Origin of the sequence: Streptomyces sp. NPDC101181 (genome assembly GCF_044767975.1) — a bacterium.
Lineage (GTDB): Bacteria > Actinomycetota > Actinomycetes > Streptomycetales > Streptomycetaceae > Streptomyces.
On sequence record NZ_JBIWOX010000012.1, the window covers coordinates 115,313 to 135,761 of the forward strand.

Sequence of the window (20,449 nt, forward strand, 5' to 3'; positions counted from 1 at the left end):
ACACCCCTCAGCGCTTCTTACGGGTACTGGCCCTGCCGAGCAGCAGGCTGACGTTGTGGCCGCCGAAGGCGAACGAGTTGGAGATCGCGGCCTCGACGGGCACCGCCCTGGCCTCGCCGCGCACGTGGTCCACGTCGCAGGCGGGGTCGATCTCGTCGAGGTTGTGGGTGGGCGGCAGCTGGCCCCGGGAGAGGGCGAGGGCGGTGAAGGCCGCCTCCACCGCACCGGATCCGCCCAGGAGGTGGCCGGTCATCGACTTGGTGCTGCTGATGGCCGGGGAGCGGTCGCCGAAGACGGCGCGGACCGCTTTGGTCTCGGCGATGTCGCCCAGCTTGGTCGCGGTGCCGTGGGCGTTGATGTAGCCGATGTCCTCGGGGCCGAGCCCGCCGGTGGCGAGCGCCCCGCGCATGCTGTGTGCGGCGCCCTCGCCGTCGGGCCGGGGCGCGGTGGGCCGGTGCGCGTCGGTGGTGGCGCCCCAGCCGAGGAGGTCGGCGTAGCCCGCCGCGCCGCGCGCGTCCGCGTGGGCGGCCCGCTCGACGACCAGGACACCGGCGCCCTCGGCGAGCACGAAGCCGTTGCGGCGGCGGTCGAAGGGGCGACTGGCCGCCTCGGGGTCGTCCCAGCCGCTGGCGAGTGCCCTGGCGTGGGCGAAGGCCAGTGCGGAGGTGGGATTGAGCGGTGCCTCGGCGCCGCCGCACACCACGACGTCGGCCTCGCCGTAGCGGATGAGCCGGGCGGCCTCGGCAACGGCGTGGGCGCCGGCCGCGCAGGCGGTGGCGATCGCCGAACTCCAGCCCCGGATCCCGTACTTGATGGCGATACGGGCGGCCGCCATGTTCGGCAGCATGCCCGGCAGGAGGTAGGGGCTGACGGCGGTGGGGCCGCGCTGGGTGCGGGCCTGGGTCTGTGCCTCGTACGTCGTCAGACCGCCCGCTCCGCTGGAGACGACGACGGCGACCCGGTGCGGGTCGACGTCCCTGCCGACGACGAGTCCGGCGTCGGACAGCGCGTCGTCGGCCGCGGCCAGGGCCATCAGCGCGTAGCGGTCCACGAGGCGGCCCTCGCTCGGCGGCAGCACCTCGCTCGCCTCGATGTCCGGGGCGATGCCCGCGACGCCGACGCTGCCGTCGAGGAGGTGGCCCTCGGGGGGCCTGCGCAGCCCGGACTTGCCGTGCAGCAGTGCGTCGAAGGTGTCGGCCGCGCCGCGGCCGAGCGGGGTGAAGGTGCCGAGTCCCGTGATGACGGCCCGCGTCTCCGGGGTGGGTCCGCTCATGCCGCCGCCTCCTGGCCCGTGGTCGCGGTACCGAACAGTTCCCCGTCGAGGAAGCGGCGGCGCAGCAGGATCTTGCGGACCTTGCCGGTCGCGCCGAGCGGGATGAGGTCGGGGCTGACGACGACCACGCGCTCGACGGTGCGGGCGACCCGCGGGTCGAGGGCGGCGATGACCTCATCGGTCCGGTCGGCCTCCTGGTCGGCCGCCGGGTCCAGGAGGATCAGTACGGAGGTGGCCACCCGGTCCTCGGTCCGGACGGCGACGACGGTGCATTCGCGTACCTCGGCGCACCGGGCGAGGACCTGCTCCTCGCAGAGCATGGTGTAGAGCTTGTGGCCCTCGCCGATGTCCACGGCGTCCACCAGCCGGTCCACGTGGTAGTAGTAGCCCTCCGCGTCGCGGTAGACGAGGTCACCGGTGAGGAAGTAGCCGTCGCGGCGGGTGCGGTAGGTGGTCACCGAGTCGTTCCAGTAACCGAGCGACAGGGTGGGGGCGTTGATGGCGAGCTGGCCCACCTGGCCGGTTTCGAGCTTCTCCCCGTCGTCGTCGACGACGGCGACGTCCGAGAAGGCGTGCGGCTTTCCGATGCACCGGCCGTAGCGGGTGGTCTCGGGGGTGTGCGTGATGAAGAACTGGGAGTGGCCCATCTCGGAGGATCCGAGGCCGTCCACGAAGAACGACCCGGTGCGCCGCTCGCGTCCGCGTGCGGTGATGGTCTGCCGTGAGCCGACGGCGATGAGCTTGCGGATGTGGGCCTCGTGCGCGCAGTCGCCGGTGTTCCACCAGGTGCTGACGGAGCTGAGGTCGCGCTGGGTGAGGTCCTCACCGGCCAGCTCGGACCAGGTGGTGGCGAAGCCGAGGACGCTGTGCGGCTGCCAAGACTCGATGGCGTCGAGCACCGGGCCGCCCGCCTGCTGGGAGAGGACGGCCAGCTGGGCGCGGTTGGTCAGGGCGAGGTTGACGGCGATGACCGTGGCCGCGTGGGCGGACGGCAGGGCGCCCAGCATCCGGTCGATGCCCTGTCCCTTGGGGAGGGTCAGCCGGTGCCGGATGGCCGCGAAGAGGCTGTGGTGGGAGTGGATGACGGCCTTGGGCAGGCCGGTCGTTCCGGAGGAGTGGGTGATGACGGCGGGTTCCCCGCCGTGGTGCCGGTAGGGCGCCGGGGCCGCGGCGGGGTCGCCCTTGCCGAGGTCGGCCGGGTCGGCGAGCAGCGGGGTCCCGTTGCCCACGGAGGTCAGGGCGTCCCAGTGCGGGACGTCGGCGATGACGCCGACCGCGCCGAGGCGTCTGATGTACTCGCCGGCCTGTTCGACGGGGACCCTGCCGTTGATGAGGGCCGGTATCGCGCCGAGGCGGGCCAGGGCCAGATAGCTGAGCACCTGGTCCGCGCCGGCCGTCACGAAGACGGCGACCGGGTCCCGCGGCCTGACGCCGAGGTCGTGCAGGGCGGCGGCGCGGGACGCCACCCGCTCGCCCAGTTCGGCCAGTGTCAGCGCCTGCCAGGCGGGGTGGCCGTCCACCTCGGTGTCGAAGGTGAGGGTCGGCGCGTGCAGACCGGTGCCCCGGGCGAGAAGCTCCGTCAGCACGTTGCCGACGCCCAGTCTCCGGTCGGCCGAGAATTCGGCGCGCTCGTTCTTCGGATTCATTCCCCGGTGTCCCTACTTCCTGGATCGGACTCTTTGCGTGCGGCGTCCTGCGGGTGAGCGGCGAGGCCGCGCCCGGGTCCGCCCCGCTCAGCGGTTCCGGGCCGCCCTCACCCGCCGGTGCCGGGAGGCACGCGGGCGGGAAGGGCGTTTCCCGTGGGCCCGTGGCCCTGGAGTCACTTGGCGGCGGCGGTGGCGGAGGCGCGGTCGACGATCTCCTTGACGAGGCCCGCGACGGTGAACAGCGCGACGGTCTCCATCTCGTCCTCCTCGAACTTGACGCCGTAGGTGTCCTCGACCTGGATGGCGACCTCGGCGACGGAGAGGGACTCGAGGTCCAGACCGGCCGGGCCCAGCGGGGTCTCGCCGGTGACATCGGTGACGTCGTAGTTCATGTTCTTCAGCGCCTCGATGATGAACTTCTCAACCTCGGTGGACATTTGATTGACTCCTTTTCATGGATGGGCGCCCGGGACTGGACCCGGACACGGTGACGGTGCTGTGGTGCACCGCGGACGGCGACGAGCGCCGCAAGGCACACACCCTGCTGGTGCGGGCCGCGGCCGGGATGCTCGACGTCCCGCCGTCCGAAATCTGGTTGGAGCATGAGGAGAGCGGCCGCCCGGTGCTTCGCGGGGCCGGGAGCGCGGTGCGGATCAGCGTCACGCATGGACGTGGCGCTCTGGCTGTCGCACTGACCGGCGGGGCCTGCGTCGGGGTGGATGTGGAGGTCGTACGGCGGTTGCGCGCCGAGGCGATGGCGCGGGCCTGGCTCGACCCGGCCGAGGCCGCCTGGGTGACGGCGCTGGCCGAGGAGCAGCGCCCGGCCGCGTTCCTGTGGTTGTGGACGCAGAAGGAGTCGGTGGGAAAGGCGCTCGGCCGGGGCCTTCGCCGGGGCGGGATGAGCCGTCGGGTTCCGCTTCCGGAGGCGTGGCCGCCGGTCGGGGACCTGCCCCCGGTGCTACGGCCGCTGCCCGCCGACCCGGAGGTCGCTTCGGCGGCCGTTCTCGTCGACGGCGGGCGCCGTGTCATCGGTGTCGCCCAGCGCGTCGGGACAGAGGGTGAGGGTGGTGGCGCGGCCCGTGTCAGGGTTCACCGGGTCTCCCCCGCCGCGTGCGAGTGAGCCGGTGACGGGGTGGCGGCGGACTTCGCCGCGGCCCGCAGGACCTGCGCGTCGCGCACCGGCTTGCCGGTCGCGGTGCGCGGCAGTTCGGTCAGCAGATTGAGCGAGCGGGGCCGCTTGTAGGGGGCCAGCCGGGCGGCGACGCTTCCGGCGAGGCCGTCGAACACGGCCTGTTCGTCCACCATGACGAAGGCCTCGATGCCGGTGCCGTGCACCACGACGGCCTCGCTGACGCCCGGCAGGGCGGAGATGGACGCCTCGACCTCGGTGAGGTCGACCTTGAGTCCGCCGATGGACACCTGCGAGTCGAGCCGTCCGTGGACGGTGAGCAGCCCGGTCGCGTCGTCGAAGGTGCCCGCGTCCTTCGTACGCAGCCAGCCCTCGACGTAGCGGGTGGGGTCTCTCAGACCGACGTAGGGGTTCTCGGGCAGGCCGAGGAGGATCTCCCCGTTCTCCACCCGTACCGGCATGTCCGGTGCGGGGGTCAGGGCGGGGCGGTCGGCTCCGGTGAGGTCGGTGGCGATGACCCCGGCCTCGGTCATGCCGTACATGACGCCCAGTTCGGCGCCGTAGCCGGTGGTGAACCGTTCCCGGACGCTCTCCTTGACGAGCTCGCCGCCGGTGATCATGCGCCGCAGATGGGGCAGCCGGGGTGGTGTCCGGGCCGCGGCGAGTACGGCGGCCTGCGAGGGGACCCCGAGGATGGTCGTCGGGCGGTCCCCCGCGGCGACGGCCTTGAGGATGCCGTCGACGGTCTGCCGTGCGGGCAGGACCACTTCGGATCCGGCGGCCAGTCCGTGCAGCAGTCCCCCGACCAGGCCGAGCACGTGGACGATCGAGGCGAGCACCACGGTGCGTTCGCCGCGGCCGGGGAAGCCCTCCAGCGCGGCGTACCGGTCCAGCTCCGTGAGGAGGCTGCCGGCGGTGCGGCCGATGACCTTGGAGGGGCCCGTGGACCCGGAGCTGAGTTGCAGCAGGACGTGGTCCGAGGCGGCCGGCCGGCCGCCGCGCAGAGGGGTGGTACGGGCGTCGACGTCGAAGAAGCCGCGCAGTGTGCCGGTGACGTCGGCGACGGGTTCGACGACCAGCTGAGGTGCCAGCCGCGCCACCGCCTTGCCGACCTCGTGCGTCGTCAGCCGGTAGTCGAGGAGGGCCACCTGAGCTCCGCCGCGCCATCCGGCAAGCATCGCGACGACGCAGCTCAGGGAGGGCGGCAGCCGTACGGCGAGCGTGCCTCCGGCGGTCAGTCCGGCCGCCGATAAGGACCGCTGCTGTTCGTCGACGAGCCGCCGCAATTCGTCCCGGCTCACCGGTCCGTCCAGATGCAGAGCGATATCCCGCCCGTCCCCCTTGAGTAATACGTCGTCGACCCAGGCGCCCTCGGCGCAAACGGGCCCTATAGGCACCGTTCCCCCCACAGGAATCCCCACCCATCCCAAAGTTTTCGGAAAGTGCTGGCAATCCACTGGACAACTGCGTCCTGGATCTGCCGGACATTCTTGCCGCGCTCGTTTCCTTGGCGGCAGAACCATCGTCACGCACTACCACCGGGTAATCAAGTGAAACCTTCTGCGGATTAATACTTGCGAGTAGAGATTAGGCACCCGCACGGGAGCCCTATTGCGAACATGCCGAATCACCCTTCGGCGCCGGTGAAAGCGCCGGAGGGTGCCGGATGGCATTCAAAAGAATTTAGGTTCAGAAATGAACAATTCTCGAACTTACGAAATCCTTGACGCGCGGAGCGCCCATCAAGGCCATCGCTTCGGTGAACTCGTCCGCCAGCGCACCCAGGACGCCCGCGACCCCCTCGGCACCGGAGTGCGCCAGACCCCACAGGACCGGGCGGCCGACGAGAACCGCGTCGGCGCCCAGACACAGCGCCTTCGCCACGTCGGCGCCGTGCCGGACGGCGCCGTCCAGAAGGAGCCGGCACCGCCCGTCGACCGCTTCCGCGATCTCCGGAAGGGCGTCGGCTGCGGGCCTGGCGAAGTCCAGTTGGCGGCCTCCGTGATTCGAGACGATGATCCCCTCGACCCCGTATTTGACCGCCAGCTCGGCGTCTTCCCCGGTCAGCACGCCCTTCAATACCAGTGGCAGCGACGTCCTCTCCCGCAACCACTCCAGATCGGCCCAGGTAATGGACGGGTCGAACTGCTCCTTCGAATGCCGCGCAATGGCCGACTCCCCCGCGCGCCCCCCGTGCGAGGCGGACATGAGCGAGGGGTCGACGTTGACGGCCCGTATTCCCTCGGGCAGGGCGAATCCGTTACGCGCGTCCCGCGGCCGGTACGCCACACGTGGAGCGTCCACGGTCAGCACCAGCGCCTGGAACCCGGCCTTCTCGGCCCGCCGGATCAGCTCCACCATCGCCTCGCGGCGCTTGAGCCAGTAGAGCTGGAGCCAGAGCGGGCCGGTCGCGGCCGCGGCGATGTCCTCCAGGGCGCGACTGGCGAACATGCTCACCACCAGCAGAGCGCCCGCGGCGCCCGCCGCACGGGCGGTCGCCACCTCGCCCTCGGGGTGCGCCAGCCGGTGGTAGGCCATGGGCGCGATGCCCAGCGGAGCCGCCAGGGACGCCCCGAGGAGCGAGGTGGCGGGATCGCAGACCGAGACGTCCACCAGACAGCGCGGGCGCAGCCGCATCCTGTCGAGCGCGTCCCTGGCGGCCGACAGCATCGACTCCGTGCCGCTGCCGCCCTCGATGAAGTCCCATACCGGACGGGCCAGGCGCTCCTTCGCCGCAGCCTCGTACCCGTCAAGCGTCAACGCCGCCATCCCGCTCCCCCGCCGATGGTTGGATCCGCGTGCTGAGTTAACCGCACGACCGTACGCTTACCGTACTCTCGCACAATGACAGCACGGTCGTCCACTTAGTACAGTGGCCGGGCCACGTCGCGGGTCCGGCAGGAGAGATCGAGGAGGTCGCGTGACAGCGACGTGCGCCGACGGCATGACCCAACAGGGGTGCGCGGCAATGTGGTTGACCCTCCATCAGTCCGTCGGCATCACATCGGGCGAAGGCCTCAAGGGCCTTCCCGCAACGCTGCTCGTCCGGGCCCCGGGCCCGGCGAGAACACCCCGTCCGCCCGGTTCGGCCCCGAGGCCGAGCCGCCGCACGACGCGTGCGGGGGCCGAGCCTGACGCGGTGGCCGGGGTGCACGGCGGCGGAAGCCCGCACAGCGAGCACCGTGACCGATGCCTCACCGCCGCCCGGCACCCGCTGACACCGCACCGCCCGACACCGTCCCCTCAGCGGTCCCGTCCGACCGCGCACCATGGACCGGAGGCACCATGCCCTTTGACCCACAGCTCCAGGAGCTGTACGACCGGCGCGCGGCCGAGGACGTCCGGCCGCTCTACACCCTGACGCTGGAGGAGGCCCGCGCCGCCGACCTCGCCGCCGTGCGGGCCGACGCGGGGACCCACGAGCCGGTGCGCCAGGTGACCGACGTGTCGATACCCGGCCCCGGCGGGCCGCTCCCCGTCCGGATCTACCGGCCGTCCGGCGAGGGCCCGCTGCCGGTGCTCGTCTACTTCTTCGGCGGCGGCTGGACGCTGGGCTCCCTGGACACCGGCGACGCGATCTGCCGGTCCCTGGCCAACGCCGTCGGCTGTCTGACCGTCGCGGTGGGCTACCGGCTCGCCCCGGAGCACAAGTTCCCGGCGGCTCCCGACGACTGCTTCGCGGGCGTGCGCTGGGCCGTCGAGCACGCCGGGCGGTACGGCGGCGACAGCTCCCGGGTGGCCGTCGGCGGCGACAGCGCGGGCGGCAATCTCGCCGCCGCCGTGACGCTCATGGCCAAGGACGCCGGCGGTCCGGAGCTGCTGGCCCAGCTGCTCGTCTACCCCAACACCGACCAGTTCGCGGACACCCCGTCCCTGCGCGAGAGCACCGACCCGCTGCTCTTCAACCGCAGGTCCGTCCAGTGGTACTGGGACAACTACCTCGCCTCCCCCGGGGACGGCGGCCACCCCCTCGCCTCACCCCTGCGGGCACCCGACCACTCCGGACTGCCGCCCGCACTGGTGATCACCGCCGAGTACGACCCGCTGCGCGACGAGGGCGAGCAGTACGCCGCCCGGCTGCGGGAGAGCGGCGTGCCGGTCGAGTCGGCGCGCTACCAGGGCGTGACCCACGGCTTCTTCGCCATGGCGGGCACGCTGGACGCGGGCCGCCGCGCCGTGGCCCAGGCCGCGGACTATCTGCGCGGGGCCTTCGCCCGTGCCGCCACGAGAGGCTGATCCCTTGAACGAGACATCCCCGGCGGTGCCGGGCGGGACGACGGCGGCCACGAGGCGCGCCCCGGTGCTCGGACTCGACGAGCTGCACGGGTCCCTCACCGATCCGGTGCTCGACGCGATGAACTTCCTCAACGAGGTCGTCTCGCGCTTCCCTGAAGCGCTCTCCTTCGCCCCGGGCAGACCGTCGGAGGGCTCCTTCGCGACGGAGGACCTGGCGTACTTCCTGCGGATCTACACCGAGTACCTGGAGCGCGAGCTCGGCTGGCCCGGGGAGCGGGTGCGCACCCAGCTCTTCCAGTACGGGCGGACGGGCGGGATCATCCACGAGCTGATCGCCCGGACGCTCGCCAACGACGAGGACATCCACGTTGCCGCGGAGTCGGTCGTGGTGACGACGGGCTGCCAGGAGGCGATGCTGCTCGTCCTGCGGGCCCTGTTCGCGCGGCCCGAGGACACGCTGCTCATCAGCTCTCCCTGCTACATCGGGGCCACGGGCGCGGCCCGGCTCCTCGACATCGCGGTGCGCCCGGTCCCCGAGGGGCCCGAGGGGCCCGACCCGGAGGCGATCGCGGAGGCGGCCCGCCGTACCCGGGCGGCCGGGGGGCGGCCCCGCGCGCTGTACATCGTGCCGGACTTCGCCAATCCGACGGGCGCGAGCATGACCGTGGCCGCCCGCGAACGACTCCTGGAGGTCGCCGCCGATGAGGATCTGCTGATCCTGGAGGACAACCCCTACGGGTTCTTCGTCCGGGAGGGGACCGCGCGGCCCACGCTGAAGGCTTTGGACCGTGAGCGGCGGGTGCTGCACCTCGGTTCGTTCGCCAAGACCGCGCTGCCGGGGGCGCGCGTCGGCTACGTGGTAGCCGATCAGGAGGTCATCGGGGCGGCGGGTGAGCGGTCGCTGCTCGCCGACCAGCTGTCCAAGATCAAGAGCATGACGACGGTCAACACCTCGGCGATCAGCCAGGCCGTCGTCGGCGGGCTGCTCATCGACTGCGGTTTCCGGCTGCGTGAGGCGAACGCCGAGGCCATCGCCTTCTACCGGGCCAACATGAACACGCTCCTGGCCGAGCTGGACCGGCACTTCCCGGCCGCGCGGCGGGAGTCGCTCGGTATCGACTGGAACCGGCCGGACGGCGGCTTCTTCCTCGTGGTCGACGTGCCCTTCCTCGCCGACGCCAAGGCCCTGGAGGATTCGGCACGGAACTTCGGCGTGCTCTGGACGCCGATGAGCGACTTCTATCCGGGGAGCGGCGGGGAGCACACACTCCGGCTCTCGTGCAGCTCGTTGACCCCTGACCAGGTCACGGAGGGCGTGACCCGGCTGGCCGCGTTCATCTCCGAGCGGGCGGCGGGGCCGGTCCGGTAGCACCCGGCCGCGCGCGGGGCGGAGGTGTCCGGCCGGGGGGCCGGGCACCTCCGCCCCTGGGGCGCGGCGCCTTTTCGCCGGTGTCTCTCCGGGAGGCACTAACTAAACGCACGATCGTGCTAATGTGTTCTCGTTGGCGGGCTCCGTCAGGAGACATCCGCCTGGGTCCGCACTCGCCGAAAGGTTCCGTATGGACGTCCGGAAGCTGGACCGCGCCGCCGTGCTGGAGACCGTACGGGTCCTGGAGCAGGCCGGTCCCGCGGACTGGGAACGGCCCACTCCGTGCGCCGACTGGACGCTGCGTCAGCTCGTGGCCCACATGACGGGCCAGCACCACGGCTTCGCGGCCGCCGCGGCGGGAAACGGGGCCGACCTCTCCGTATGGCGGCCCGGCGACCTCGGCGACGACCTGGTGGCGGCCTACCGCACCGCGGCGGACAAGGTCCTCGACGCCTTCGCCCCGTCCACCGTGCTCAACCGGGAGTTCGTCCTCCCGGAGATCAGCGACACCGTCCGCTTCCCCTCCTCGGTCGCGATCGGGTTCCACTTCCTGGACCACGTCGTCCACGGCTGGGATCTGGCCCGGACCCTCGGGGTGGGTCTGGAGCTGGACGAGGAGATCGCCGAGGCGGCCCTGGTGTTCGCCCTGCGCGTCCCCGACGACGAACGCCGCCTCGGCGACGCGGCGCTGTTCCGCCCGGCGCTGCTCGCGGCGCCCGGCGCGGACGTCCTGGACCTGGTCCTGACCACACTCGGCCGGTCGCCCGACTGGACCGCGGACGCGGCTCATCGGCCCTTCACCGCTCCGCGGGGCTGAGCACGCCCGCCCGGCCCCCACCCGTACGCCCTTACCGACCCGAACAGGGAGACACGCATGCTCGCCGACCTCAGAGCCAACGTCGCACGCCGTCTGGGCCTGCCGCAGGAGGAGGTGTTCGCCGGTCAGCCGCTGTCGGCCGTGCTGGTCGCCTCGCCGAGCGCGATCAACTCCATCGACCTGCTGGACGCGTTCGCCGGGGCGCTCGCCGACGCGGGACTCGACGACGACGTGGAGCTGCCCACGATGACGCTGAACCACACCGCCGAGGACGTCGTCTCGGCGCTCGCCGAACAGCTCGCCACCACCTCCTCCTGACCGGAAGGCGCGAACCGTGCTGATCATGACCGACATCGTCAAGGAGCTCCGCGCCGGAGCCACCGTCACCGACGTCCTGCGGGTCCAGCAGAGCTACCACGAGCAGCGGCGCTGGGGGACGGACATCCTCTTCGAGGGCCGCCGCCTGGACCGCCCGAAGGCCGGTGACCGGGCGGCCCTGTGGCACGCCTCGCGCGCCGAGCTGACCACCCAGCCGGCCGGTATCCGGCTGGCCGTCGACGGCGTCAAGCTCGCGGGCGAGATCCGCGAGTCGAACCCGCTGGGCTCCGACATCCTGCACATAGCCGCGGCCTGGTCGGCACGGTACTGGCTGGAGGAGGAGGCGCACCACGAGATCGCCTTCGGCCGGCTGATGGAGATGGCGGGCATCGACCCGATCGACGAGGAGGAGGTGATCGAGTGCCGGGGCCCCCTCCCGGCGGACAACTACGCCCGTGTCTGCATGCTCCAGGCGTGCGTGGAGATCGAGGCGTGCGTGTCCTACGGCTGGCAGTCGCGCACCACCGAGGACCCGCTCGTACGGGACGTCTTCCACACCGTCATGAAGGACGAGGTGCAGCACCGCCAGTACTTCGCCTCCTTCGCCAAGGCCCTGGTGGACTCCGGCGTCTACCCCCTCAAGGACGTCCTGTCGATGGCCTACACCTGGGTCCGGCCGGACGGCGGCGAGACCTACGGCGCCGCGCGCGACTCCCAGACCGAGCGCCAGGGGCACGTGAACTGGTGGGAGCGGACCCGCAGCGGTGAGGAGGAGTTCGCCCTCGCCGACGACGCCCTGCACGAGGGGTCGGTGCACGCCAAGAAGCTGACCAGCGTGTTCGCCCTGGTCCGCGAGGTGACCGGAATCCAGATCACATCGTACGAGGACCTCAAGCGTGCCTACTTCGCCAGCCTCCGCTCGAACGATGTCGACCGGATTCGACTTGCAGTCCGTGGCGGAGCTTCGCGCGAAGCCGCACTTGCTCGCTAGCGGCGCCCTGTTCACCGCCGGTGAACGGGCGCACTGCCGCTCCCGGCCCGACCCCCACGCCTCGCTCGCCGGACTGTTCTCGGCCAAGGAGGCCTTCGTCAAGGCGCTCTGCTCCCTCGGGGGCGCCCCGGACCACACCTTTCCCGAGGTCGAGGTGGTGTACGGCGCCGCCGGGGAGCCACGGATACGGCTGCACGGGGACATCGCCGCGTGGCAGCTCCGGCGGAGTCTCGCCGTGGAGGTGTCCATCAGCCACACCGGCGACACGGCCGGTGCGGTGGTCGTACTGCTGGCCGCACCGGCGGAGAGAGGAGGGCAGGCGCCATGAGCGTCACGACACCGCTGGACGTCCCGCACACCTGCGAAGTGGCCCTGCGGTCCAACGACTTCGACTGGGCCGGACACCTCAACAACAGTGTGCACGTCCAGATCCTGGAGGCGGGCCGCTGGCAGTGGGGGCTCGCCCTGGGGGTCGATCTGCGCGACAGCACCCTGGTCGCGGTGGTGCTCCAGCTCCAGCTGGACTATCTGAAGGCCGTCGACTGGGACCCCGTGGGGTCGGTCGTCGTCCGCACAGCGTTCGCCGGGCAGTCCACGTACAGCTTCACCCTGACCCAGGACATCGAGCGGCCGGACGGCACCGTCGTCGCCCGGGGCCGGGTCCGGCTCGGGCTCGTGGACCGGGACACCAAACGGGTCCACCGGGCCGACCTCCAGGCACTGCTGGACATCCCGGGGAGAGCCGTATGACGGTGAACACGCTCCAGGAGGCCGTCGCCGCCCAGGCCCACCGGCAGGACGCGACGGTCACCTTCGGCACCTCCGCCGCGCGGGAGCAGCTGACCTACCCCGTGTTCGCCGAGCAGATCGCCGCCGCGGCCGGGGGCTTCGCGGACCAGGGCGTACGTCCCGGGGACCGGGTGCTGCTGCGCGTCACCGGATCCCGCGAGGGGGTGCTGGCCCTGCTGGGGCTGATGCACCTGGGCGCGGTCCCGGTCTCGGTGAAGCCACGCGTCCCGGGGGCGATGATGGGCAGTTACGTGGCGATGGTGACGGAGCAGCAGGGCGCCCGGTACGCCTTGCGCCTCTCCGGCCCCGGACTGACGGAGCTGCGGCTGGAACTGCGGCCGCGCTCCGCCCGGGGGCCGGAGCCGGGCGAACGGGACGGACTCGCGTTCGTCCAGTACACGAGCGGCTCCACCGGTATGCCGCGTCCCATCCCGCTGAGCCACCGGGCCGTGCTCGGCAACATCGAGGCGATCGGGGCCGTGGCGGGCATGAAGCCCGGCCACGCGGGGCTGATCGCTCTGCCGCTCCATCACGACATGGGGCTCATCGGGGTGCTGACGTCGCTCGTGCGGGGCATCGGCCTGGTGGTCGAGGAGCCGGGGGCCTTCCTGCGCAGGCCCCTGGCGGGTCTGCGGCTGGTGCGCGAGGCGGAGAGCGTGCACAGCGCCTTCCCCGACTTCATGCTGCGCTACCTCGCGGCCCGGATGACGGAGGCGGCGGACGGCCGGGAGGGTCTCGATCCCGGGTTGCTCCGGAGCTGGCGCACCGTGTTCTGCGGGGCGGAGCCCATCCGGCCGCGGTCGGTGGGCGCCTTTCTGGACGCCGTGGGGCCCTGGGGCTTCGACCCGGGGGCCCTGGTGTTCTGCTACGGGCTCGCCGAGGCGGCGCTGATGGCCACCTCGCACCGCTACACGGACACCGCCACCGCCTTTCGCACCGAGGGGACCACCACCACGGCGTGTCTCGGCGGCACCATGCCGGGCCTGGACCTGCGCGTCGTGGACGAGGCGGGCCGCGACTGCGCGGACGGTGAGGTCGGCTCCGTGCGGCTGCGCGGGGCGACGCTGTTCGACGGGTACGACGGGACCACCGACCACCGCACCGTCTGGTTCGACACCGGGGACCTGGGGTCCCTGCACGCGGGGCGGCTGCACCTCAGCGGCCGCCGGGGCGACCGCGTCTGCGTCGGCGGCGTGAACGTCTTCGCCACGGACGTCGAGGAGGTGGCGGCGACGGTTCCCGGAGTGGCGGAGTGCGTGGTCCTGCCCCGCACAGAGTCCTTCGCCGTTCTCGTCGTGCCGGAGCGGGGGCGGACGGTCGACACGGACCGGCTGGCCGCTCTGGTGGCCGCCGAGTTCGGTGCGGCTCCGGAGCGGGTGATGGCGGTGGCGCACAGCGCCCTCTCCCGCACGGCGAGCGGGAAGCCCGCCCGCGCCCATATGCTCACGCGGCTCGAAGAGGGCGCGCTCGGCTGAACCGGGCGGCCAGGGCCGGCCGTGTGCCCCCGCGCGAACCCGCGGCGCCCACACGGCCGGCCGGGCCCGAGGGCCGGGCGATCGGCTGCCGCCGACGAACGGTCCGATCGGCCCCGCCCCCTGCGGCGTCTCAGCGGGGAGTGGCGGGGCCGAAGCGTTCGGGGGCCAGGGCGGCGAGCAGCGAGGAGACCACGAGTTCGGTCGAGGCGGCCATGTCCACGGAGCCCGGGGAGAGCAGCCACTGGACCTGGAGGCCGTCCATGACCGCGATGATCGCGTTGGCCGCGTTCTCCGTCATCTCCGCCCGTTCGGCGGCCGGTTCACAGGTCTCGCGCAGTGCGTCGACGACGAAGGCGCGCAGACCGTCGTAGCGGTCGCGGAAGTAGTCCTGGGCCGGGTGGTCGTCGGTGACGGACTCCGCCGAGAGCACCGTGTAGAGGCGGACGATGCCTTCGCGTTCGGCGTTGCGCAGCGCGGTGTCGACCAGGTGGTGCAGGAAGTCGAGGCCCTGGGGGCGGTCCGTGCCCAGCTGCTCGATGTCGGCCCGGTCGCGCAGTTCGAGGACGCTGGTGAGGAGCTGGGCCTTGGAGCGGAAGTAGTGCAGGACACCCGCCTGGGTGAGGCCGACGCGGTCCGCGATCTCGGCGAGCGAGGCGTTGTTGTAGCCGCGGGCGGCGAAGGTGTCCATGGCGATCGCCAGGATGTCCTGCTGCCGCTGCCGCGCCTCGGGGCTGCGCGGGGTGCGGGGCCCCGCGGGACGGCGAGCCGGTCTGTCCACTTCCTGGTTGGTCACCGGATCAGCTTAAGCCCGCCCGGAACGGCGGTGGGGAAGGTGTCGACCGACTACTTACTAACCACTTAGTGGGTGTGGTTTCATGCGGTTGCCCCTCCGCTGTGCGCGCCGGGATCGCGCGCACCACCCGTCCGAAGGAGAGCCGCACATGCCTCACCCCCGTCCCCCGCGCCGCAGAGCCCGCGCGGCAGGTGCCGCGCTCGTCCTGGCCTTCGCCGCGTTCGGCGCCGACGCCACCGCCACCACCGCCCGAGCGGCCGATCCGGTCGCCCAGGTGTGGGTCACCACCGCCGACGGGAGCAAGAAGCTCACCGCCGAGGGAGGCGTGCCGTTCACCGGCGCCCCGCAGGGTGTCGACATCCGGGTCGACGCCTCGGCCAGGGCCCAGAGGTTCACCGGCGCGGGCGCCTCGGTGACCGGCGCCTCCGCCCAGCTCGTCCAAGGTCTCCCGCAGGCCCAGCGCACCTCGCTGCTGAGGTCGCTGTTCTCCGCGGAGGGCGACGGCATCGGGCTGAACTATCTGCGCCAGCCCCTGGGCAGCACCGACTTCGACGCCGACTCCAACGCGTACACCTACGAGGACACCCGCGGGTCCTTCTCCATCGACCGGGACCGCGCCCGGATCATCCCGGTCCTGAAGCAGGCCACCGCGGTCAACCCGGCCATCCGGTTCATGGGGTCGCCCTGGTCGCCTCCGGCCTGGATGAAGACCGGCAACTCCCTCAACGGCGGCAGCCTGCGCTCCGAGCACTACCAGGCGTACGCCGACTACCTGGTGAAGGCGATCCGGGCGTACGCGCAGGAGGGGATCGCCCTCACCGACCTCACCGCGCAGAACGAGCCGGAGTTCGCGACGAGTTACCCGTCCATGAGCATGACCTCGGCGGAGCAGGCCGCCTTCCTCCAGGTCCTGGACCGCACGCTCACCGCCGCGAACCTGCCGACCAACATCCTCGCCTACGACCACAACTGGGATCACCCGAACTATCCGCTGGACGTCTTCTCCCGCATCGGGGGCATCCAGCGGGTCATCGGCGCCGCCTTCCACTGCTACGGCGGTGCGCCAGCCGCGCAGCAGCAGATCGTGAACGCGGGAAAGCGGGTCTTCTTCACCGAGTGCTCGGGCACCGACAGCGCGAACGCGGCCTCGACGTTCGGCGACACGCTGCGGTGGCACACGGAGAACCTCGTCGTGCAGAACATGCGCAACGGGGGTGAGACGGTCGTCAACTGGAATCTCGCCCTCGACCGGAACGGCGGCCCGCACCAGGGGCACTGCGGCAACCGCTGCAACGGCGTCGTGGAGATCGCCGGGGGTCAGGTCACCCGGAACGCCGAGTTCTACGTTCTGGGCCATGTCACCAAGTTCATCAGGCCCGGCGCGACCCGCATCGGCTCCACCAGCCAGGGGGCCGGCGGGGTGCAGAACGTCGTCTTCCAGAACCCGGACGGCAGCCGGGCCGCCGTCGTCGTCAACACCGCGTCCGGCGCCCAGCGGTTCTCGCTGACCGACAACGGGAAGTCACTGGTCCACACCCTGCCCGCCGGTGCCGTGGCGACCTTCACCTGGGACGGGAGCCCGACCCAGCCGCCGACGGGCTCCATCGATCCCGCCGCCTGGTACCAGGTGCGCAACGCGGGCAGCGGCGCCTGCCTGGACGCGGCCGACTGGGGCACCGGCGACGGCACGGCGCTCCAGCAGTGGGCCTGCGGGACCGGGGCGAACCAGAGCTGGCAGTTCCGGCCCACCGACGGCGGCCACCACCAGGTGGTGAACCGGCACAACTCCCGGGTCTGGGACGTCGACGGCGGCTCCGGGGCCACCGCCGACGGCGCGAGGGTCCATCTGTGGTCCTACGCAGGCGGCACGAACCAGCAGTGGCGGGCCGAGCCGCTGGGCTCGACCGGCCAGTTCCGCTTCGCCGCCCGCCACAGCGGCAAGTGCCTGACCGTGAACGGCTCTTCGACGGCGGACGGGGCCCGGCTCGCCCAGCAGCCCTGCGACGGGTCCGCCGCCCAGGCGTTCACCTTGACCCGCTGATCCGGGAGCCGCCCCCGCACACGGGAAATCCCCGGCGCGTAATTGCGTGCCGGGGATTGTCGCGCGTATATTGGATTCTTCTGCTCACACGCAGAAAGGCCCCGCTCGGGGGCCTTATGAGAATCAATGTATCCGGTGGGGAGCTATTTTGTCAAACCGGGAAAGCGACGAATTGCGGGAAGAACAGGAATTCATCGACCGGCTCCATGCCCGGGTCGACGCCCTGCGGGGCGGTGCGGCCGAGGGCGTCGAGCAGGCGCTGGTTCCGGTCGGGACCGGACAGCAGGCACGCCTGGAGCGCGACATCCTCCTCGCGGAGCGCTCGGGTCTGCTGGCGGCGCTCGACGCCGTGGACGGTTCTCTGTGCTTCGGCCGCATCGACCGCCGCGACGGTCTCACGCACCACATCGGCCGCGTCGGCGTCCGGGAGGACGACGGCGAGCGCACCCCGGTCCTCATCGACTGGCGCGCCCCGGTGGCGCGTCCCTTCTACCTCGCCACCGGACACACCCCGATGGGGCTGCGCCGGCGCCGCCACATCGCCACCGAGGGCCGGCGTGTCACCGAACTCCACGACGAGATCCTCGATCTGGGCGATGAGGACCGCACCGGTTTCGAGGACCCCAACGGAGACACCGTTCTCCTCGCGGCGCTGAACTCGGCGCGCACCGGGCGGATGGGCGACATCGTGCGGACCATCCAGGCCGAGCAGGACGCCATCATCCGCGCGCCGCACCGCGGGGTGCTGGTCGTCGAGGGCGGCCCCGGAACGGGGAAGACGGCCGTCGCGCTGCACCGGGCCGCGTTCCTGCTCTACGAGCGGCGCGAGCTCCTGGCCAGGCGCGCGGTGCTGATCGTGGGGCCCAACCCGGCCTTCCTGCGCTACATCTCCGAGGTGCTGCCCGCGCTGGGCGAGACCGGGGTGCTCCTGTCGACGCCGGCCGAGCTGTTCCCCGGGGTGCGGGCCACCGGCAGGGACACGGCGCGCGCCGCCGCCGTCAAGGGCGGCGAGCGGATGGCCGAGGCGCTCGCCCTGGCCGTACGCGACCGTCAGCGGCTGCCCGAACCCGGCGCCCCGGTGGTCGTCCCGCACGACGATGGCGACCTGGTCATCGACTGGGAGATCGCCTACGAGGCGAGGCAGGCGGCCCGGGACACCCGGCTCCCCCACAACCCGGCCCGCCCCCACTTCGTCTTCCGGATCATCGACGCCCTCACCGCCCAGCTCGCCGAGCGCATCGGCGCCGACCCGCACGGCGGCCCCAACTTTCTGGGACCCGACGACGTCGCCCTGCTCGGCCGGGACATCGCCCGGAGCAAGGAGGTGCACGCGGCCATGGAGGAGCTGTGGCCGCCGCTCACCCCCGAGGGGTTCCTCACCGACTTCCTGGCCGAGCCGGTGTACCTGCCGGAGAAGGACGCCGACGCCCTCCGGCGCGCGCCGGGCGAGGGCCGGTGGACCCCCGCCGACGTACCGCTGCTGGACGAGGCCGCCGAACTGCTCGGCGTCGACGACAGCGCCGAGCGGGCCGCGGCCGAGGCCGTACGGCAGGAGCGGATCGGTTACGCGCAGGGGGTCCTGGAGCTGTCGCGCGGGTCGGAGAGCTACGAGTTCGAGGACGAGGAGTCCGAGGTGCTCGCCGCGCACGACATCATCGACGCCGAGCGGATGGCCGAGCGGCACGAGGAGACCGACCACCGCACCGCCGCCGAACGGGCCGCGGCGGACCGCACCTGGGCGTTCGGCCACATCATCGTCGACGAGGCGCAGGAGCTCTCCCCGATGGCCTGGCGGCTGCTGATGCGCCGGTCCCCGACCCGTTCGCTGACCCTGGTCGGGGACCCGGCCCAGACCTCCGAGGAGGCGGGCACCCGTTCCTGGCGGGAGATCCTCGGCCCGTACGTCGGGGACCGCTTCGAGCACGTCACCCTGAAGGTCAACTACCGTACGCCCGCGGAGATCATGGAGCTGGCCGCCGGGGTCGTCCGGGAGCGGGACCCGTCCTTCGTCTCGCCCCTCTCGGTGCGGTCCACCGGTGAGAAGCCCTGGACCCGGGACGCGGGCGACGACCTGGCGGGCGCGGTGGCCGGGGCGGTCGCGGAGCTGACGCCCCGGGAGGGGCGCCTCGCGGTCATCGCCCCCCGCACGCTGCACGAGGAGATCGCCGCCCCGCTCCCGGGGGTCACGCCGGGGGCCGCGCCCGATCTCGCGCGCCCGGTGGTGCTGCTGGAGCCGCGCCAGGCCAAGGGGCTGGAGTTCGACCACGTGCTGGTGGTGGAGCCCGCCCGGTTCGCCACGAGCGATCTGTACGTGGCGCTGACCCAGGCCACCCAGCGTCTGGGGATCGTCCACCGGGAGGAGCTGCCCCGGGCGTTGCGGTGAGGCCTTCCCGGCGCCCGGCGCGAGCACGGTTCGGGAGGGGGCCGGGAAGCCCATAGGGTGACGCCATGTCTTCGCCCCTGAGTTCGACGAAAACGGCCGCCGCTCTGCGCACATCGGCCCGTGTCTCCGCCGAGTTGCTGCTGGTCCTGGTGATGGCCGGGGTCGCTCTGTGGGTGCTCGGCCGGATGTGGTCGGTCGTCTGGCCGCTGATAGTCGCCCTGTTCCTCACGACGCTCACCTGGCCGGTCGCCCGCTTCCTGCGGCGGCGCGGCTGGCGGCCCGCGCTCGCCGCCTCCGCGGTGACCGTGCTCTTCCTGCTGCTGGCGGCGGGCACCGTGGCGCTGATCGCGGTGCCCGTGGCCTCCCAGTCCGGTGAGCTGGCCGACGGGGTGGTGGAGGGCATCCAGCGGCTGCGCGAGTGGGCGGCGGGGCCGCCGCTGAACATCGGCGACGACCAGATCACCGGGGCGCTCGACAGCGCCACGGCCAAGATCCAGGACAGTGTCGGCAGCATGGTCACGACCGTCGTCACCGGGGTGAGCACCGTGGTCAACGGGGTGGTCACGGCGGTGCTCGCGGTGTTCCTGATGTTCTTCTTCCTCAAGGACGGGCCCCGCTTCCTGCCGTGGCTGACCCGTCAGCTGCCGGGACGGCTCGCGACCGACGTTCCGGCCGTGGCCGAGCGGGGCTGGGACACCCTGGGCGCGTTCGTGCGGTCCCAGGCGTTCGTCGGGCTGCTCGACGCGGTGTTCATCGGGCTGGGTCTGTGGATTCTGGGGGTGCCGCTGGTCCTCCCGCTGGCGGTGCTGACGTTCGTCTCGGCGTTCGTGCCGATCGTGGGCGCGCTGTTCGCCGGTTTCGTGGCGGTGGTCATCGCCCTGGTGTCCAACGGGCTGACGGACGCGCTGATCACGTTGGCGATCATCATCGTGGTGCAGCAGCTGGAGGGCAACGTGTTCCAGCCGATGATCCAGGGCAAGGGTCTCGGGCTGCACGCGGCGGTCGTGCTGCTCGCGGTGACGCTGGGCGGCAGCCTGGCCGGAGTGGTGGGCAGCCTGCTCGCGGTGCCGATCGCGGCGGTGATCGCGGTCGTCTGGAACTACATCCGCGAACAGCTCAGCGCCCCCGGGGAGCCGGAGGCCCCGGAGGGCGACACCGTGACCGCCGAATCGCCCGCCCCCGCGTAAGG

Annotated in this window: 18 protein-coding genes; 12 read left to right on the forward strand and 6 right to left on the reverse strand. The window is 72.2% G+C overall.

Features of this window, described 5'->3' with window-relative positions; all coding sequences use genetic code 11:
• Positions 1 to 7 precede the first annotated feature (7 nt).
• The 3 genes from ACIRRU_RS19240 to ACIRRU_RS19250 form a co-directional block, all read right to left on the reverse strand.
• The gene (locus ACIRRU_RS19240; RefSeq protein ID WP_403681899.1) at positions 8 to 1,273 is read right to left on the reverse strand and encodes a beta-ketoacyl-[acyl-carrier-protein] synthase family protein; all 1,266 of its coding nucleotides are present in this window, start codon (positions 1,271 to 1,273) and stop codon (positions 8 to 10) included.
• The gene (locus tag ACIRRU_RS19245) at positions 1,270 to 2,919 is read right to left on the reverse strand and encodes a class I adenylate-forming enzyme family protein (protein ID WP_403681901.1); all 1,650 of its coding nucleotides are present in this window, start codon (positions 2,917 to 2,919) and stop codon (positions 1,270 to 1,272) included. The genes ACIRRU_RS19240 and ACIRRU_RS19245 overlap by 4 nt, the downstream gene beginning before the upstream one ends.
• A 173-nt stretch (positions 2,920 to 3,092) precedes the next feature.
• Complete coding sequence (locus ACIRRU_RS19250) at positions 3,093 to 3,356, reverse strand: acyl carrier protein (RefSeq protein WP_363203401.1); 264 nt, start codon at positions 3,354 to 3,356, stop codon at positions 3,093 to 3,095.
• A 17-nt stretch (positions 3,357 to 3,373) separates the two neighbouring features.
• Between ACIRRU_RS19250 and ACIRRU_RS19255 the strand changes: the two genes are divergently transcribed.
• Positions 3,374 to 4,039 (forward strand): 4'-phosphopantetheinyl transferase family protein, encoded by a 666-nt coding sequence (locus ACIRRU_RS19255; protein WP_403681904.1) that lies wholly within the window; start codon positions 3,374 to 3,376, stop codon positions 4,037 to 4,039.
• Here ACIRRU_RS19255 and ACIRRU_RS19260 read toward each other — a convergent pair.
• Together ACIRRU_RS19260 and ACIRRU_RS19265 are read right to left on the reverse strand one after the other, a co-directional pair.
• The gene (locus tag ACIRRU_RS19260) at positions 4,009 to 5,349 is read right to left on the reverse strand and encodes a class I adenylate-forming enzyme family protein (RefSeq protein ID WP_403681906.1); all 1,341 of its coding nucleotides are present in this window, start codon (positions 5,347 to 5,349) and stop codon (positions 4,009 to 4,011) included. The two genes, ACIRRU_RS19255 and ACIRRU_RS19260, sit on opposite strands and share 31 nt — an antisense overlap.
• A gap of 388 nt (positions 5,350 to 5,737) precedes the next feature.
• On the reverse strand, positions 5,738 to 6,817 hold the full coding sequence (locus ACIRRU_RS19265; RefSeq protein WP_403681909.1) for an alpha-hydroxy acid oxidase: 1,080 nt from the start codon (positions 6,815 to 6,817) through the stop codon (positions 5,738 to 5,740).
• 516 nt (positions 6,818 to 7,333) lie between these two features.
• On the opposite strand from ACIRRU_RS19265, the gene ACIRRU_RS19270 reads away from it, so the two are divergent.
• The 8 genes from ACIRRU_RS19270 to ACIRRU_RS19305 all read left to right on the forward strand — a co-directional run bounded on the left by ACIRRU_RS19270 (position 7,334) and on the right by ACIRRU_RS19305 (position 14,043).
• The gene (locus ACIRRU_RS19270; RefSeq protein ID WP_403681911.1) at positions 7,334 to 8,284 is read left to right on the forward strand and encodes an alpha/beta hydrolase; all 951 of its coding nucleotides are present in this window, start codon (positions 7,334 to 7,336) and stop codon (positions 8,282 to 8,284) included.
• A gap of 4 nt (positions 8,285 to 8,288) precedes the next feature.
• Positions 8,289 to 9,653 (forward strand): PLP-dependent aminotransferase family protein, encoded by a 1,365-nt coding sequence (locus ACIRRU_RS19275; RefSeq protein WP_403681914.1) that lies wholly within the window; start codon positions 8,289 to 8,291, stop codon positions 9,651 to 9,653.
• A gap of 190 nt (positions 9,654 to 9,843) precedes the next feature.
• On the forward strand, positions 9,844 to 10,470 hold the full coding sequence (locus ACIRRU_RS19280) for a TIGR03086 family metal-binding protein (RefSeq protein WP_403681916.1): 627 nt from the start codon (positions 9,844 to 9,846) through the stop codon (positions 10,468 to 10,470).
• 57 nt (positions 10,471 to 10,527) lie between these two features.
• Positions 10,528 to 10,788, forward strand: a complete 261-nt coding sequence (locus ACIRRU_RS19285) for a hypothetical protein (protein WP_363203394.1) — start codon at positions 10,528 to 10,530, stop codon at positions 10,786 to 10,788.
• Positions 10,789 to 10,813: 25 nt separating this feature from the next.
• Positions 10,814 to 11,779 carry a hypothetical protein gene (locus ACIRRU_RS19290; RefSeq protein WP_363203393.1) on the forward strand — a complete coding sequence of 322 codons (966 nt, stop codon included), beginning with the start codon at positions 10,814 to 10,816 and terminating at the stop codon, positions 11,777 to 11,779.
• Complete coding sequence (locus ACIRRU_RS19295) at positions 11,769 to 12,107, forward strand: holo-ACP synthase (protein WP_403681920.1); 339 nt, start codon at positions 11,769 to 11,771, stop codon at positions 12,105 to 12,107. The genes ACIRRU_RS19290 and ACIRRU_RS19295 overlap by 11 nt, the downstream gene beginning before the upstream one ends.
• Entirely contained in the window at positions 12,104 to 12,529 is a 426-nt protein-coding gene (locus ACIRRU_RS19300) for an acyl-CoA thioesterase (RefSeq protein ID WP_403681923.1), read from the forward strand. Before ACIRRU_RS19295 ends, ACIRRU_RS19300 begins: the two co-directional genes overlap by 4 nt.
• Positions 12,526 to 14,043, forward strand: a complete 1,518-nt coding sequence (locus ACIRRU_RS19305; protein WP_403681926.1) for an AMP-binding protein — start codon at positions 12,526 to 12,528, stop codon at positions 14,041 to 14,043. The genes ACIRRU_RS19300 and ACIRRU_RS19305 overlap by 4 nt, the downstream gene beginning before the upstream one ends.
• Positions 14,044 to 14,173: 130 nt before the next feature.
• On the opposite strand, the gene ACIRRU_RS19310 is transcribed toward ACIRRU_RS19305, so the two are convergent.
• On the reverse strand, positions 14,174 to 14,836 hold the full coding sequence (locus tag ACIRRU_RS19310; protein ID WP_363203389.1) for a TetR/AcrR family transcriptional regulator: 663 nt from the start codon (positions 14,834 to 14,836) through the stop codon (positions 14,174 to 14,176).
• Positions 14,837 to 14,984: 148 nt separating this feature from the next.
• Here ACIRRU_RS19310 and ACIRRU_RS19315 point away from each other — a divergent pair, with 148 nt between their 5' ends.
• The 3 genes from ACIRRU_RS19315 (at position 14,985) to ACIRRU_RS19325 (ending at position 20,447) form a co-directional block, all read left to right on the forward strand.
• Positions 14,985 to 16,877, forward strand: a complete 1,893-nt coding sequence (locus tag ACIRRU_RS19315) for an RICIN domain-containing protein (RefSeq protein WP_403681929.1) — start codon at positions 14,985 to 14,987, stop codon at positions 16,875 to 16,877.
• A 172-nt stretch (positions 16,878 to 17,049) separates the two neighbouring features.
• Complete coding sequence (locus ACIRRU_RS19320) at positions 17,050 to 19,260, forward strand: HelD family protein (protein WP_403681931.1); 2,211 nt, start codon at positions 17,050 to 17,052, stop codon at positions 19,258 to 19,260.
• A 65-nt stretch (positions 19,261 to 19,325) separates the two neighbouring features.
• Positions 19,326 to 20,447 carry an AI-2E family transporter gene (locus ACIRRU_RS19325; protein ID WP_403681933.1) on the forward strand — a complete coding sequence of 374 codons (1,122 nt, stop codon included), beginning with the start codon at positions 19,326 to 19,328 and terminating at the stop codon, positions 20,445 to 20,447.
• Positions 20,448 to 20,449: the final 2 nt, after the last annotated feature.